General features: G+C 61.6%; 17 protein-coding genes. 9 read left to right on the forward strand and 8 right to left on the reverse strand.

Annotation, left to right across the window (positions count from 1 at the left end; translation table 11 throughout):
• Positions 1-18: 18 nt before the first annotated feature.
• The 3 genes from AC1D2G_RS24940 to AC1D2G_RS24950 all read left to right on the forward strand — a co-directional run bounded on the left by AC1D2G_RS24940 (position 19) and on the right by AC1D2G_RS24950 (position 3,055).
• On the forward strand, positions 19-333 hold the full coding sequence (locus AC1D2G_RS24940; protein WP_457151626.1) for an EthD family reductase: 315 nt from the start codon (positions 19-21) through the stop codon (positions 331-333).
• A gap of 69 nt (positions 334-402) precedes the next feature.
• Positions 403-1,260, forward strand: a complete 858-nt coding sequence (locus AC1D2G_RS24945) for a sigma-70 family RNA polymerase sigma factor (protein WP_477417298.1) — start codon at positions 403-405, stop codon at positions 1,258-1,260.
• Positions 1,261-1,414: 154 nt separating this feature from the next.
• Positions 1,415-3,055 carry a CHASE domain-containing protein gene (locus tag AC1D2G_RS24950; protein ID WP_477417300.1) on the forward strand — a complete coding sequence of 547 codons (1,641 nt, stop codon included), beginning with the start codon at positions 1,415-1,417 and terminating at the stop codon, positions 3,053-3,055.
• A gap of 162 nt (positions 3,056-3,217) precedes the next feature.
• On the opposite strand, the gene AC1D2G_RS24955 is transcribed toward AC1D2G_RS24950, so the two are convergent.
• The 5 genes from AC1D2G_RS24955 to AC1D2G_RS24975 all read right to left on the reverse strand — a co-directional run bounded on the left by AC1D2G_RS24955 (position 3,218) and on the right by AC1D2G_RS24975 (position 6,519).
• Positions 3,218-3,463, reverse strand: a complete 246-nt coding sequence (locus AC1D2G_RS24955; protein ID WP_457151623.1) for a YMGG-like glycine zipper-containing protein — start codon at positions 3,461-3,463, stop codon at positions 3,218-3,220.
• Between the two features lie 83 nt (positions 3,464-3,546).
• Complete coding sequence (locus AC1D2G_RS24960) at positions 3,547-3,873, reverse strand: hypothetical protein (protein ID WP_477417302.1); 327 nt, start codon at positions 3,871-3,873, stop codon at positions 3,547-3,549.
• Between the two features lie 264 nt (positions 3,874-4,137).
• Complete coding sequence (locus tag AC1D2G_RS24965) at positions 4,138-5,169, reverse strand: sensor histidine kinase (RefSeq protein WP_477417304.1); 1,032 nt, start codon at positions 5,167-5,169, stop codon at positions 4,138-4,140.
• A gap of 186 nt (positions 5,170-5,355) precedes the next feature.
• The gene (locus AC1D2G_RS24970) at positions 5,356-5,520 is read right to left on the reverse strand and encodes a DUF1328 domain-containing protein (protein ID WP_027031438.1); all 165 of its coding nucleotides are present in this window, start codon (positions 5,518-5,520) and stop codon (positions 5,356-5,358) included.
• 204 nt (positions 5,521-5,724) lie between these two features.
• Positions 5,725-6,519, reverse strand: coding sequence for a response regulator (locus AC1D2G_RS24975; protein WP_457154515.1), 795 nt, complete (start codon positions 6,517-6,519; stop codon positions 5,725-5,727).
• A 224-nt stretch (positions 6,520-6,743) separates the two neighbouring features.
• Between AC1D2G_RS24975 and AC1D2G_RS24980 the strand changes: the two genes are divergently transcribed.
• Entirely contained in the window at positions 6,744-6,947 is a 204-nt protein-coding gene (locus tag AC1D2G_RS24980) for a NepR family anti-sigma factor (RefSeq protein ID WP_095089301.1), read from the forward strand.
• A gap of 3 nt (positions 6,948-6,950) precedes the next feature.
• Positions 6,951-7,502: a sigma-70 family RNA polymerase sigma factor gene (locus AC1D2G_RS24985; RefSeq protein ID WP_095089299.1), complete on the forward strand. Its 552-nt coding sequence runs from the start codon at positions 6,951-6,953 to the stop codon at positions 7,500-7,502.
• A gap of 42 nt (positions 7,503-7,544) precedes the next feature.
• On the opposite strand, the gene AC1D2G_RS24990 is transcribed toward AC1D2G_RS24985, so the two are convergent.
• A complete protein-coding gene (locus AC1D2G_RS24990; protein WP_477227759.1) occupies positions 7,545-8,099 on the reverse strand; it encodes a response regulator in 555 nt (184 codons plus the stop codon).
• On the opposite strand from AC1D2G_RS24990, the gene AC1D2G_RS24995 reads away from it, so the two are divergent.
• The 3 genes from AC1D2G_RS24995 (at position 8,069) to AC1D2G_RS25005 (ending at position 9,756) form a co-directional block, all read left to right on the forward strand.
• On the forward strand, positions 8,069-8,830 hold the full coding sequence (locus tag AC1D2G_RS24995; protein ID WP_095089297.1) for a Crp/Fnr family transcriptional regulator: 762 nt from the start codon (positions 8,069-8,071) through the stop codon (positions 8,828-8,830). The two genes, AC1D2G_RS24990 and AC1D2G_RS24995, sit on opposite strands and share 31 nt — an antisense overlap.
• Before the next feature lie 129 nt (positions 8,831-8,959).
• On the forward strand, positions 8,960-9,286 hold the full coding sequence (locus AC1D2G_RS25000; protein WP_095089295.1) for an ElaB/YgaM/YqjD family protein: 327 nt from the start codon (positions 8,960-8,962) through the stop codon (positions 9,284-9,286).
• 11 nt (positions 9,287-9,297) lie between these two features.
• Positions 9,298-9,756: a hypothetical protein gene (locus AC1D2G_RS25005; protein WP_477417306.1), complete on the forward strand. Its 459-nt coding sequence runs from the start codon at positions 9,298-9,300 to the stop codon at positions 9,754-9,756.
• A 51-nt stretch (positions 9,757-9,807) separates the two neighbouring features.
• Here AC1D2G_RS25005 and AC1D2G_RS25010 read toward each other — a convergent pair whose 3' ends face one another.
• The gene (locus AC1D2G_RS25010) at positions 9,808-11,349 is read right to left on the reverse strand and encodes a sensor histidine kinase (RefSeq protein WP_477417308.1); all 1,542 of its coding nucleotides are present in this window, start codon (positions 11,347-11,349) and stop codon (positions 9,808-9,810) included.
• Between the two features lie 155 nt (positions 11,350-11,504).
• Here AC1D2G_RS25010 and AC1D2G_RS25015 point away from each other — a divergent pair, with 155 nt between their 5' ends.
• Positions 11,505-11,678: a hypothetical protein gene (locus AC1D2G_RS25015; protein ID WP_477417310.1), complete on the forward strand. Its 174-nt coding sequence runs from the start codon at positions 11,505-11,507 to the stop codon at positions 11,676-11,678.
• A 29-nt stretch (positions 11,679-11,707) separates the two neighbouring features.
• Here AC1D2G_RS25015 and AC1D2G_RS25020 read toward each other — a convergent pair whose 3' ends face one another.
• Positions 11,708-12,628: a diacylglycerol/lipid kinase family protein gene (locus tag AC1D2G_RS25020; RefSeq protein WP_477417312.1), complete on the reverse strand. Its 921-nt coding sequence runs from the start codon at positions 12,626-12,628 to the stop codon at positions 11,708-11,710.
• Positions 12,629-12,832: the final 204 nt, after the last annotated feature.

The following is a 12,832-nucleotide window of genomic DNA, read 5'->3' on the forward strand; positions in this document are numbered from 1 at the left end:
CAACAAAGGAGAACCGCAATGGCTCGGATGGTTGTGATTTACCCGACACCGGAGAACGTCGAGGCGTTTGACCGGCATTACTTCGAAATCCACGTGCCTCTCGCCAAGAAGCTTCCGGGCCTCAGGAAATACGAAGTCAGCAATGGCCCTATCGCAACGCCGGTAGGACCCTCCAATGTTCACCGGATCGGAACGCTGTATTTCGACGACCTTGCGGCGATCGAAAAGGCGTTTGCAAGCCCGGAGGGGCAGGCGGCCGGGGCGGATCGCCGCCTTTTTGCGCCTGATGACTCGGGCGTTCAAATGTTCCTTTTCGACAACAGGGAAGTTTGAACCCTCTTCCTTGTTCGTCTCGGGTAAAATGACGACGAAAGAGCGCGCAGGCGCGGTAGGTCTCGATACATGAACGCGAATGAATTCGAGGATCGTCTGAAAGCGCTGCGGCCACGCCTTCACCGCTACTGCGCGCGCATGACGGGATCGGCGGTCGCTGGCGAGGATGTATTGCAGGACGCCCTCGTCAAGGCCCTTCACGCGCGAGCCCAGGGGGCCCAGGTGGACAATCTCGAGGGCTGGCTGTTTCGCATCGCCCACAATGCGAGCCTCGATTTCCTGCGCGCCAAATCCCGGAACACGGTCGTCCCGCTTACCGAAGACGTCGAAGCGGCGCCCATACCCGAGGCGGACATCGTCGCGATCAGCTTTCAGACGTTTCTGCGGCTGCCCGAACTTCAGCGCTGCGCGGTGATCCTCAAGGATGTTCTGGGTCATTCGGTCGACGAGATCGCAAGCATCGCAGGGTGCTCTCCGACAGCCGCAAAATCGGCGCTTCAGCGCGGGCGCGCTGCGCTGCGGCTTTTCGCACAGGCGCCCGAAGACACAACGCTGCCGCTGATGTCCGATTCGGACCGGCGCAACATCGCCGCTTATGTCCATCTGTTCCGGAGCGGCGATTTCGACGCAATCCGCGTCATGCTTGCCGACGACGTGAAGCTCGATCTGGTGAACCGGATCCAACTGGAGGGGCGCGACAAAATCGGCATCTATTTCACGCGCTATGCGCAAGAGACGAAATGGCGGTTCGCCCTCGGCGCTGTCGAAGGAAAGCCGGCTATGCTGGTCTTCGACAGCACTGGCCGGATGGAAAGGCCTGCGCATTTTGTCCTGATCGACTGGTCGGAAAGCCGGATCATCGAGATCTGCGATTTCTTGTTCGCTCCCTATGTGCTCGAAGCCACAGATTGGGTGCGGCTGGACTAGCGTCTACAGTACCACTTGGCCGGACGAGCCGTGCCCGGCCGCTGGTTGCCGGTCATGTGATGTGCCAGCTGTCATGATGGCTTGGCCTTGCCATTGTGTTGGCACATCGACTTGCCCATAAAGGTCCGACATTGCCCATGGACCGCATCATCCGTTGAAGAAGCTTTTTCCAATCGTCGCGTTCATCGCCGTTGCGCTGATCAGCATGACGATGGCGGGGTTTGCCTATTTCGCGACGCAGGAAGCTGCCCGTATCAAATTCGAAGCGACGGCCGACGACGCGCTCAACCGGATCGAGAGCCGCATCGACCTGCATCTGTCGCTGCTGCGGTCGACGCAGGCCCTGTTCGATGCCCGCAACGGCGATATCTCGCAGAACGAGTTCAAGGCCTTCTTCAACGCGCTCGATGTCGACAACAATTTCGCCGGCTTGCGCGGTATCGGCTTTCTCAGGCTGGTGAAGACGGGGGACGAGGCGGCGGTCGAACGCGACATGCTGCACGACCTTGGTGTCAGCCATCCGATCTATCCGGACACCACGCAACCCTGGCGCGCGCCCATCGTGATGTTCGAGCCGCTGGATCCATCCAACCAGGCCGCCATCGGCTACGACATGTTCAGCGAACCGGTGCGGCGCGTGGCCATCGAAAAGGCAATGTCCGACGATGAGCAGCACGCCAGCGCGCTGGTGCAACTCGGCCAGAGCACGGGTGCCGCGCAGACGTTCCCGGGCTTCCTGGTCTTCGTGCGGCTCAATGTCGAAACGGCTCCCGATGTCATCAATGCGTCCAGGTCCTCCACGGCCGGCTTTCTCTACGCGGCTTTTCGAGCACGGGACCTCTTCCAGATAGCGCTCAGCCGGTCGCCGCTGCTGCCGGTCAACACGGAAATCTATGACGGCGCTGTGAGTGGCGACAATCTCTTGTTCCGGTCGGAGACGCCGCCAGTGTCATCCTTCGGGGACAGGCTGCTGGTCACCCGCAAGATCACGGTGGCCGGCCAACCATGGACGGTCCTGTTTCGACCGACAAGCGCCTTCTCGCAGCCGTCGTCGCGGGCAATTCCGGTGATGCTGGGGCTGTTCGGCTTGCTGCTGGCGGGCGCCATCGCTCTGGTGGCGCGCTATCAGGAGCGAGCCTATGAGGCGGCGTCGCGTCTGCATGAGACGACGGAAAAGAGCCTGCTCGAAAAAGACCTGATGCTGCAGGAGATGAAGCACCGCATCAAGAATTCGATCACCCGAGTGCTGGCGATCGCGCGCCAGACCGCTTCGCGGGCCACTGACGTCAACGAATTTTCCTCGTCCTTCTCGGCCAGGCTGCAGGCGATGGCGGCGTCTCAGGACATGCTGACGCGTTCGCGCTGGCAGAAGGCAGACCTTGGCGATCTCCTGCGCATCGAGCTCGGTCAGGTGTTTGGCAAGGAGCTGCCGGAAGAGCTTCTGTCGGGGCCGGAGGTGCTGCTCGACGAAACCACGACGCAGGCGCTCGGCCTGACGTTCCACGAACTGGCGACGAATGCATTGAAATATGGCGAAACCGGCAATTCAGCCAATTCGCTCAAGGGAGATTGGGCGCTCAAGGTCGACTGGTCGCTCGAAGGACGCGGGCGCGACAGGGTGCTGGTTCTCAACTGGCGCGAAACCGGACAGAAGAAACTCGAAGCGCCGGCCAAGACAGGATTCGGCACCAAGCTGATCGATCTCAACGTCACGCGCGAATTGCGTGGCACGATCAACCGCGATTATCGCGATGATGGGTTGAATGTGGAGATCAGGATTCCGCTGACGGGCTAGATCAGTTTCACTGAAACGTAGAGCCGCTCTATCTTCTTGTTTTGACGCAAAATTCCGGACGGAAAACCGTTTCATCAAGCGAACAGAAATGGTGCGTCCAGACGTCGAAAATCCGGAGACCGGCGGACCGGTCTCCGGATCGACGTTTCGATTATCGCCGAACTAGTTGCAGCGAGCCGTGTAGATCCGGCCGCGATGATCGCGATACTGGCAATAGCCGTTGCGCAGGTTGCGCACCAGCAGGCCGGAACCGGCGCCCACAGCCGCGCCGATCAGCGCGCCCTTGCCGCCACCGACCAAGCCGCCGACGCCGGCGCCAATCAAGCCGCCGCCGACCACGTCCTTCTCGGTGCTGGTGCAGCCGCTGAGGGCAGCCACCGCAATCATGGCAATAATCATCTTCCGCATAGAGTCACTCCTCGCTTTGTGTCCACACTTTGGTAAGCTCCAGCAGCCATTTAGCATGAAATGGCCGCCTTTGCTGCTGCAATCTATTGTTGCCGAAGATAGTCTTTTTCTGGGCGCGCGGCGCTCGATGCCATGACGACGTTGGAGATTGCCAGGGAAGCGTCGAGCGTGCCGTCAGCGCGCACGTTCCAGACGATCTGGTCATAGTCGTCTTCCAGCGCCGGATCGACGGCAAGGCACTCGCCGACGATGTGCTGAGCCTGCCCCTGCACGTCGCCCAGCGCGAATGGCCGTTCGGCGACACATTGGTCGGCGGTTTCGAAAACGCTTACCGGCACCTGCAATTCATGGCAGTCGGCCATCGTGTTCGAGCAACCGATGACCAGCAACAATGCAGCAATGTGTTCCATGGCGACATGTCCTCTCGCCACAGTAACGGTCCATAGCCGCCAAAGTTCCTCGGCCGCAGGGCGACCAGCGAAATAACGCGGCGCAACGGGCAATTCCGGCGCCGACCGCGACAGCAGACGCAGTCGGCGGACGTCCGGAGACCAACTTCAACGCGGCAATGTTCGACGGTCCAGCAGGTTCCAGCGGTACCTGGGAAAAACAGAATCCGCTTTTATGGTGAATAGCCGGTTAAGGATGGATGATCAGACGAGAGGCGCGGCCGCTCACTCGGTCTCGAAATTGCCGTGCGGAACGACAAGGCGGTATTCAAGGCGACCGGGCATCAGCTCCAGCGTCGCCGTTCCGTTCAGGGAGGCGGGCACGACCCGCTCGAGCGCGACACTGCCGAAGCGCTTCTCACTGTGCTCGACGTCGCTCGCCGGTATCGCTTCGGACCATGTCAGCGACAGCGCCAGGCCGCCGGCAGCAGCATTGAGATCGGCCGTAACGTCAACGAAGCCATCTGGACGTGAGAGAGCGCCATAGCTGACCGAGTTGACGGCGAGTTCATGCATGGCAAGGCCGATGTGCAGCGCGGCGTTGGGATTGAGATAGGGATTTGCGCCGCGGAAGCGCAGGCCGTGCGACGGATTCACCCCGTTGCGACTGACCTGGCCCGACACCAGCTCGCGAAGTGCGGCGCCGCGCCAATTTGAGGAGGTCACCAGATCCTGGGACGAGGCCAGCGACTGCAGCCGGCCGCGAAAGCGCGTCAGGAAATCAGCGATGCCATCGGAATAGCGCCCGGTCTGGGTGGCTATGCTTTGAATGATCGCCAGGAGGTTCTTCGAGCGATGGCTGACTTCGCGCAACAGCGTCGTCAGGGTCTGCTCACGGCGCTTCTGATCGGTCGTTTCGACCATGGTGGTGACGACACCTTGCACCGTTCCACCCTCGCCATGGTCGGCGTCGACCCAGACCTGAAACCAGCGAAAGCCGTCCTCGGCGGGGACGCTGATTTCAAGGCGTTGCGGATTGCCGGATGCGATGACGTCGCGCTTTGCCGCGCCGATGCGGTCGATCTGCGCCGCGGGCAGGATGCCGTTGCCGTCCGCGGTGTCGGACACCCACGGCGCACGCATATTGCGCGCCCATACCGTTGTCAGCTCGCGATCCTGATAGAGAACGGAAATGCCGGCATTGTGCAGCGCGTGGAGAAGAGCCCGGCCAAGTTGCATGCCACTTTCGGCGGGATGCAGGGCGATGACTTCATCGCTTGGCACGTCGTCTTTCCTATCTCCGGCCCTGGAACGCATCGCCAATCTGTCCACCCAACTCAGGCTGAACGGCTCACCGCGGAATGGGTTCCAGAGGGCTTCCCGAAAACCCGCCTCCAAAAGCGGTCCGCCGAGCGGTATCCGTTGAAGGATGCCGCCCGGCGGTGGCTGGAAACCGTTTGAGGGGTGCGGCTTCCAGTGTTCGCTCGGATGATCGTTCGGTCCTCACGCCCGTTTGAACAGGCCGGCAAGAAGCGAAATGACCAGGAAAGCGAGAAAGATGAAAAACAATATCTGCGCTATGCCGGCAGACGTGCCGGCGATGCCGCCGAAACCAAGCGCGCCGGCTATGATTGCCACGACGAGAAATACGAGCGCCCAGTAAAGCATGATCCATCTCCTTCGAATGGTGTGATGAAAACGTGGGTAGATGCGGTTTGTTCCACCATTTGCCGAAAAAGACGATGCTTGCCAATCGTTCCAGACAAGGGTGGCGCCGGGAATTCGCTGATGACGGGGTCCCGGCATGTCAAAGGCCGCCTGATGCATCGCATCAGACGGCCTTTTGATATCGCGTCGTGCCTGCCGCTGCCCCTAGGCGGCGGCTTTCGCCTGGCGATCGAAGAACAGCGCCTGGCTGATCAGAGCCTTGACCATGTCGGGGTTGAACGGCTTGGTGACCAGGAATGCCGGCTCGGGGCGTTCGCCGGTCAAAAGACGCTCGGGGAAGGCGGTGATGAAGATGACCGGCACCGACGTCGACGACAGGATCTCGTTCACGGCCTCGATGCCCGAGCTGCCATCGGCAAGCTGGATGTCGGCAAGCACCATCTTGGGCCGCGTCTTGCCGAACATCGTCACCGCCTCGGCATGCGTGCGCGCCGTTCCGACGACGCGGTGACCGAGGCTCTCGACCATTTCCTCTATGTCCATAGCGATCAGCGGTTCATCCTCGATGATCAGCACGTCCGTTGCCACCTGGCGGGATATTTCGTTGCTTGCCTGGGCAAGCAGCTCTGAAAACTCCTGGTCGCCGGCATCGAGGATCTCGGCCGCCTCGTCTTCACTGAAACCTTCGACGGCGACCAGCAGGAAGGCCTGGCGGGGACGCGGCGCAATGGCGTTCAGATTGGCGGCGGCGCGCTGTTCCCATGGCGACTGCGCCTGCTCCTGCGGGACGCGGATAGCGACCGACGTGAACAGCTTGGCGAACACCTTGTAAAGCGCGATGCGGTCGCTCGAGGCCTCGGGAAAGATATCGATATCGGCGATGATGGCTTCCAGCATCGCGGCGACCAGCGCGTCGCCACTTTCCTGCGATCCGGAAACGGCCCGGGAGAAGCGGCGCAGGAACGGCAGATGTGGTGCGATGGTGGCTGATAAGCTCATGGTAAGACGTCTCCCTCAGAATGACGTGGTTGCATAGAGTGCAGGTCAAGCTGATTGCAAGCCCCGGTCAAACAACGCCGGTCTTGAGAAAAAGTTCCGACCTTGATGGAACTAACGCGCCGGGACGGCGTTTGAAGTTCGGACGGGCAACCAGACGAGGGGGCCGCTTGCGTTGTGTTGAGTAGTGTGATGAGCGGCTTGGGCGCTGGGAATACAAGGGCAAAATGAAGGATATGACGAAAGATATTCTGGCTGGCGTCGCGGGCAGGCGCCGGAACGGGTCCAGTGACGCACTCGGGCCGAATTCCGAAATCGGACGCAAACTCAAACAATATTACGATGAGCTGGTCTCTGACGATGTGCCGGATCGCTTTGCACAGTTGCTCAGTCAACTGGAGCAGGCCGAACCCGCACAGAAGAAGGACTGAAGCATGGCAGCGGTCTCCCAAGGCTTCAAGACCGATCTGCTTGGGGCAATCCCGAGCTTGCGCGCCTTTGCCGTGTCGCTGACGCAAAATGCCGACAAGGCGGACGATCTCGTCCAGGAAACACTGGTCAAGGCCTGGGACAAGCATGAGAGCTTCCAGCCCGGCACCAATCTCAAGGCGTGGCTGTTCACCATCCTGCGCAATGAATTCTATTCGCAGATGCGCAAGCGCGGACGCGAAGTGCAAGACAGCGACGGTATCATGACGGCCAGGCTTGCCGTTCATCCGGCCCAGCATGGCCAGCTCGACCTGAAGGATTTTCGCGGCGCCCTCGAGCAATTGCCGGAAGATCAGCGCGAAGCCATCATCCTCATCGGAGCGTCGGGCTTCTCCTACGAGGAGGCGGCCGAAATCTGCGGTTGCGCGGTCGGGACGATCAAGAGCCGGGTCAGCCGGGCCCGCACGCGCTTGCAGGAGATCCTGAAGATATCCGGCGAAGACGAGTATGGTCCGGATGCGATTTCTACTCAGGTCACGGGCTCGCCGGCCAACTGAGCTCCGATCGCAAGGCGCGATCCGCAGAAGTTGGATCGTGTCTCAGCCGGGAGAACCCCGCCCGCAGGCCGCCGCCACCGCTTGCATGAGGTCTTCACCCGAATAGGGCTTGCCGACCAGCCTGACGCCCGGAAACGATGTCTTGATTTCATCGGGATCCGAATAGCCCGAGGCAAACACGAACGGCACGCCCGCCGCGCGCAGCCCTGAGGCGAAATCGAGTGTCGAGGCGCCACCCAGCATAAGGTCGACAATGGCGGCGTCGAAGTGCGTGGCGATTTGTCGATCGTCGATCTCGGCCAGATCGCGGGCGATCACCACCTCGCCCGCACCATGATCGCGGCAAAGCTGCTCGACATCCATGGCGATGAGAAACTCATCCTCCAGGACCAGAATCCGCAATCCATCAAGCAAAGGGGACACAGGCAAGGGCTCCTTGTAACGGATGGAGTCATGATCGCTATTTGGCAAGCTGTCATTTAAAAAAGACATGTGCCCGTGCGGAACCTCGATCCGCGCGACGCGTTGGGACGCAGCCTTGTGCGGGCTTTCGAAGAGGGGTCGAAATGTCGGGCCAGAGCGGTCGTGCTTTCTCAAGTCGTCAGTATCCTTGCGAGAACTGCCCGTTGCGGCCGTTACCGGTCTTCCGCGACTTCGAAAAACAGGAGCTGGCCTTCATCAGCAAATTCAAGAAGGGCGAACTCGCCGTCGACAAGGGCGCCACGGTCCTGGTGGAGGGAAGCCACAGCGCCCATCTCTACACCGTGCTCTCCGGATGGGCGTTCCGCTACAAGCTGTTACAGGACGGCCGCCGCCAGATCCTCAACTACCTCATGCCCGGCGATCTGATCGGCCTGCAAGGCAGCGTGATGGGCGAAATGCAGCATTCCGTCGAGGCCCTGTCGCCAATGCTGCTGTGCGTTTTCGAACGCGAGTCTCTCCACGAACTCTACCGCAATCATCCCGGGCTGGCCTACGACATCACCTGGATCGCATCGCGCGAAGAGCGCATGCTGGACGAGAATCTGCTCAGCCTCGGGCGGCGCAGCGCCATCGAGCGTGCCGCCTATCTTATCGCCTTCATCGGCAGCCGGGCAAAGGTCGTTGGGCTGAACGGCAAGCAATCGGTTCAGATACCGATCACCCAACAGCACATCGCCGACACGCTCGGCTTGTCGCTGGTCCACACCAACAAGACGATCCGCAAGCTGATGGACCGCAAGCTGATTGTCTGGCGCGACGGCGGTTGCGAGGTCACCGACAATGAAGGGCTCAAGCAACTCGCCGGCTGGGAAGGGCTGGGCGAGGCGCGCCGGCCGCTGATCTGACGAAGTGCCTTTTTGTCAGCGCCAGCGGATCGGGTGCACACGCACGCGTTTTCGGCTACTTTGTCCCTGATGCCGGAACCTTGAGACATGCGGCGCGTTTGAAATCAAGCAATCACAAGGAGTTAAGCAATGGCAACTGCCGCAGGAAAGACCGCAACCGAAGGCCCGTCGAATTCAGATCTCGAAGCCGATATCAGGCAATTGAAGGCCGATATCGACAAGCTCACCAAGCAGTTGGCCAAGACCGGAGAGCATGGCTACGGCACCGCGCGCCGTGCGGCTACGGAAGGGGTCGAGCAATTGCGTGCGCAGGGCGAAGCAGCCTTTGACAGCCTGCGCGGCAATGCCAAGGATATCGAAGCGCAGTTGATGGCGAGCGTGCGCGAAAAGCCGGTGACGTCACTGGCGATCGCCGCCGGCGTCGGCTTCCTCTTCGCGCTCCTCGCGCGTCGCTAGTCGCATTCCAGATGGGAATGCTCGCATCCCTGATTGCAGGTCTGGCATCGGGCGAAACCGCCGCCGCCATACGTCGGGCGCGCACGGCGGCAATCGTCTATGGGCTCGCCATATCCGTGGCGCTCTGCGGCCTCGGCTTTCTGGTCGGGGCAGCCTATATCTGGACGGCAGGTCGCTACGGATCGCTTGCCGCCGCGCTGGGCTTTGGAACCGGTTTCCTGCTGCTTGCCGGGCTGATCCTGCTGATTTTCCAGATATCCGCAGGCTCACGTGCCCGGCGCCGGGCACAACAGCGCAATGCCGACATGAAGGCTATCGGCATCACCGCGGCGCTTGCCGTGCTGCCGGCGCTGCTCAAGGGCAAGGGCGGTCTCGGGGTCATTCTGGGTCCTGCCGTGGTGCTGGCCGCCTACGCCATCTACCGCGAAAACGTGAAACCAGACGATCCGGAAGAAGACGAGCGGAAATGATCTCTCCCGAAAACCGGCTTCAACTTTGCGTCGCGGCCTTTCGGTTCGGCATCATGGCTTGTCACTCGGCAGATCTTCCAGCGGCATCGATATTTCGGCAAACACGCCTTCCGGCCGGAACTCATGGGTCACTTCGCTTGAAATGACCTTGGCAAGGCTGCGTCGGATGAGGATCGAGCCGAAGCCGTGTCGCTCCGGCGGGGCGACTTGCGGGCCGCCGCTTTCGCGCCAGGTCAGCACGAGGCGTCGGGTCCCCTTTCTGCCTTTCGTCCTCCAGCCGAGATCAACCTTGCCTGACGCCACCGACAGCGAGCCATATTGCAGCGCATTGCTGGCCAGCTCATGCAGGATCAGGCCAAGCCCGACAGCCTGGTCTGGCGACAGCAACAAATCGTCGCCGGAGATCGTCATGCGCGGCTGGTCCGCGGTGTCGAAAGGCCTGACCTCGATCTGGACGAGTTCACGGATGCCGATGCCGCGCCACTCGCGGTCGGACAACAGATTGTGGGCGATGCCCAGGGCCTGAAGCCGGGCACCAAAGGCTTCGAGGAACTCGCTCGGCTGGCGGGCATGGCGCACAGTCTGCGTCGCCAGTGCCTGGACGGTCGCCAGCGTGTTCTTGACGCGGTGGTTGAGCTCGCGCAGCAGCAGCCGTTGCCGCTCGTCGCCAAGCTTGCGCTCGGAGATATCGTAGTTGACCCCGAAGATCAGGGTCGGCTTGCCGTCGCCGTCGCGCTCGATGACGCGGCCGCGCGTGGCGAGCCAGCGCGGCGGATGAAAGCCCTTCACCCGGTATTCGCCGAAATAGTCGTCGCTGCCGGTCAAGGCATCGCGAAAGCGGGTTTCGGTCTGGTAGACGTCGCGAGGATCGATGGCGGTGAGGATGTCGCGCGCCCGCAGCCGGTTCGAGCGCGGCAGGTTGAACAGCTCCGACAGCAATGTATCGCATTCGATGATGTCGGTGCGGATGTCCCACGCCCAGCTGGCGAGCGAAGCCGCGTCGAGCGCAATGGCGCGCCGCTTTTCCTCACGCACAAGTGCTGCCTCGGCGATAGCGCCGCTGCGGGTCGCATCCTTCAAAGTGAATAGGCTGCCGGCGAGCCCGGCGAGCGCCTTCAACTGCTCGAGCATGGCGCTAGACGGAAAGGCATGCGGCTTGCGGTCGAGCACGCACAGCGTGCCGATGCGGGCGCCAGCCACGATCATCGGCGCGCCGGCGTAGAAGCGGAGATGATGCTTGCCGGTGACCAGCGGGTTGGCCTTGAAACGTGGGTCCGTCGTGGCGTCCGCCACCACCATCGGCTCGTCGCCGGCGGCAATCGCATGGGCGCAGAAGGAGATGTCGGTCGCGGTTTCGGTCTCGTCCAGACCGACGCAGGATTTGAACCATTGGCGCTTGTGGTCGACGAGCGTCACCAAGGCGATCGGAACCTGCATAGCCGCCGCGGCAAGGCTGCTTATGCGGTCGAAATCCGGATCTGCCGCCGTATCCAACGCCTCCAGACCGTGCAGCACGGCCAGCCGGTCCTCGTCCTTGACCGCGCGCGCAACTTCGGCCGGCAGATTCGGCACTGTTTCCGCCTTGCTGTTCACCCAAGTCCCCAATGGCCCGTCCCGGCCTTCGCTGCTTCCCGCACCTGCCGGCTCATGACCAGCCGGCGTACCCGGAACCATCCTAGCGAGGAACCGTTACCCGACCGTGTTTTGCCGACCGCGCCAGTTGGCGAATAACGAAACAAGGACCGATCATGACCAAGATCATCCCCGAAAACAAAGCGCGTCAGGGGCGGTGGGGCTGGCACGGCTTGCGTATCCTGATTGCAGCGCTGCTTTTGGCCTTCGCGGCCTGGGGCATCGCCGAAATCTATAGTGAAATGGCCAAGACGCCGGCGACGGAGCAAGGAAGCGCGCCAAGCGGCTAGATTTTCGGCCTTCATCGTTGGAGATCGCATCAGGCAGCCTTCGCCTCTGCGATGCGGGCCGGTACCAGGACATTGAGTGCGCCAGGCCGGATTTCGATCGTCGTCTCACGGTCAAGCCTGACCAGTTCACCGTCGATGACGGCACGGAACTTTCTGCTGCCCGAATGGATTTTCAGGACCGTTCGGTCAGCTTGATGGATTTCCACGTGTTCGTTGTCGCGCCATTTTCCGCGCGCCATGTTGAAGAAGAATTTGACCAGTTCGGCACGTTGCTGCGCCACCGTGACATAGACGCCAAGCACGCCGCCCGCCGGGTTGTCGGCGTAGGGCAGGTGGCCTTCGCCGAACAGATTGTTGGTGATGCCGATGCCGGTGATGCGGGCTGCCATCTCGGCGTTGCCGATGCTGAGCGTCACGTTCATCGCCGGTGGATTGTTAATCGTCGCCCAAGCCGCCTTGGCCGAGGCGCCGATCTTTCCCAGACGTGAACCGAATTCCATTTTCTGGCGCAGCTGCACCATCTTGGCATGCATGCCGATCGAAAACTGATGAACGAAGGGCCGGCCGTTTGCCGTGGCTATGTCGACCGCGATGATTTCGCCATCGGCGAAGGATTTCAGCGCGGCTTCGAGGGATTGCGGAATACCCAGTCCGCGTGCGAACAGATTCATCGTGCCGGCCGGCAATATGGCAAGCGCCTTCCTGGTGCCCATCAGCCGAGCGGCGGCGGCGGAAATGGTTCCATCACCGCCGCCGGCCAGCACGACATCGACAGAGCGTCGCGATGCAGCGCCGTCAAGCGTCTCCACCACGTCCTTGCCGGCAACAACATCAATGCTGAGGGAGTGGCCTGCCGTCTCCAGGGTCTGGCGCATTCTGTCGGAAAAGACGGCAAGGTCCGTCGTGCGCAAGGTGCCGCCGTCCCGGTTCAGCACCGCAGCAAATTTCATGCCCCGCTCCGCCATTCCATCACGATAGGGCCGGGATAGACCCAGCCACGGGCTGAAACGCGACGAAGCGGGAAAGGTTCCGTTTTGAGAAACCGCCGGCGCTTCGCCGCTTCTTGGCTTCGGCACGACGCGAAGTGTTTTGTCGGAACAACAGCATGGTCACGACGTTGTGAAGAAGATGCCGCGTCCGAACCTCCTCAGCGA

The organism is Mesorhizobium sp. P2_C7 (assembly GCF_056404515.1).

Excerpts from the sequence above, each read along its gene's own strand:
- AC1D2G_RS24940 (WP_457151626.1), top strand. The coding sequence starts at position 19 with ATGGCTCGGATGGTTGTGATTTACCCGACACCGGAGAACGTCGAGGCG.
- AC1D2G_RS24945 (WP_477417298.1), top strand. The coding sequence starts at position 403 with ATGAACGCGAATGAATTCGAGGATCGTCTGAAAGCGCTGCGGCCACGC.
- AC1D2G_RS24955 (WP_457151623.1), bottom strand. The coding sequence starts at position 3,463 with ATGCGGAAGATGATTATTGCCATGATTGCGGTGGCTGCCCTCAGCGGC.
- AC1D2G_RS24960 (WP_477417302.1), bottom strand. The coding sequence starts at position 3,873 with ATGGAACACATTGCTGCATTGTTGCTGGTCATCGGTTGCTCGAACACG.
- AC1D2G_RS24965 (WP_477417304.1), bottom strand. The coding sequence starts at position 5,169 with ATGCGTTCCAGGGCCGGAGATAGGAAAGACGACGTGCCAAGCGATGAA.
- AC1D2G_RS24970 (WP_027031438.1), bottom strand. The coding sequence starts at position 5,520 with ATGCTTTACTGGGCGCTCGTATTTCTCGTCGTGGCAATCATAGCCGGC.
- AC1D2G_RS24975 (WP_457154515.1), bottom strand. The coding sequence starts at position 6,519 with ATGAGCTTATCAGCCACCATCGCACCACATCTGCCGTTCCTGCGCCGC.
- AC1D2G_RS24980 (WP_095089301.1), top strand. The coding sequence starts at position 6,744 with ATGAAGGATATGACGAAAGATATTCTGGCTGGCGTCGCGGGCAGGCGC.
- AC1D2G_RS24985 (WP_095089299.1), top strand. The coding sequence starts at position 6,951 with ATGGCAGCGGTCTCCCAAGGCTTCAAGACCGATCTGCTTGGGGCAATC.
- AC1D2G_RS24995 (WP_095089297.1), top strand. The coding sequence starts at position 8,069 with ATGTCGGGCCAGAGCGGTCGTGCTTTCTCAAGTCGTCAGTATCCTTGC.
- AC1D2G_RS25000 (WP_095089295.1), top strand. The coding sequence starts at position 8,960 with ATGGCAACTGCCGCAGGAAAGACCGCAACCGAAGGCCCGTCGAATTCA.
- AC1D2G_RS25005 (WP_477417306.1), top strand. The coding sequence starts at position 9,298 with ATGGGAATGCTCGCATCCCTGATTGCAGGTCTGGCATCGGGCGAAACC.
- AC1D2G_RS25015 (WP_477417310.1), top strand. The coding sequence starts at position 11,505 with ATGACCAAGATCATCCCCGAAAACAAAGCGCGTCAGGGGCGGTGGGGC.
- AC1D2G_RS25020 (WP_477417312.1), bottom strand. The coding sequence starts at position 12,628 with ATGAAATTTGCTGCGGTGCTGAACCGGGACGGCGGCACCTTGCGCACG.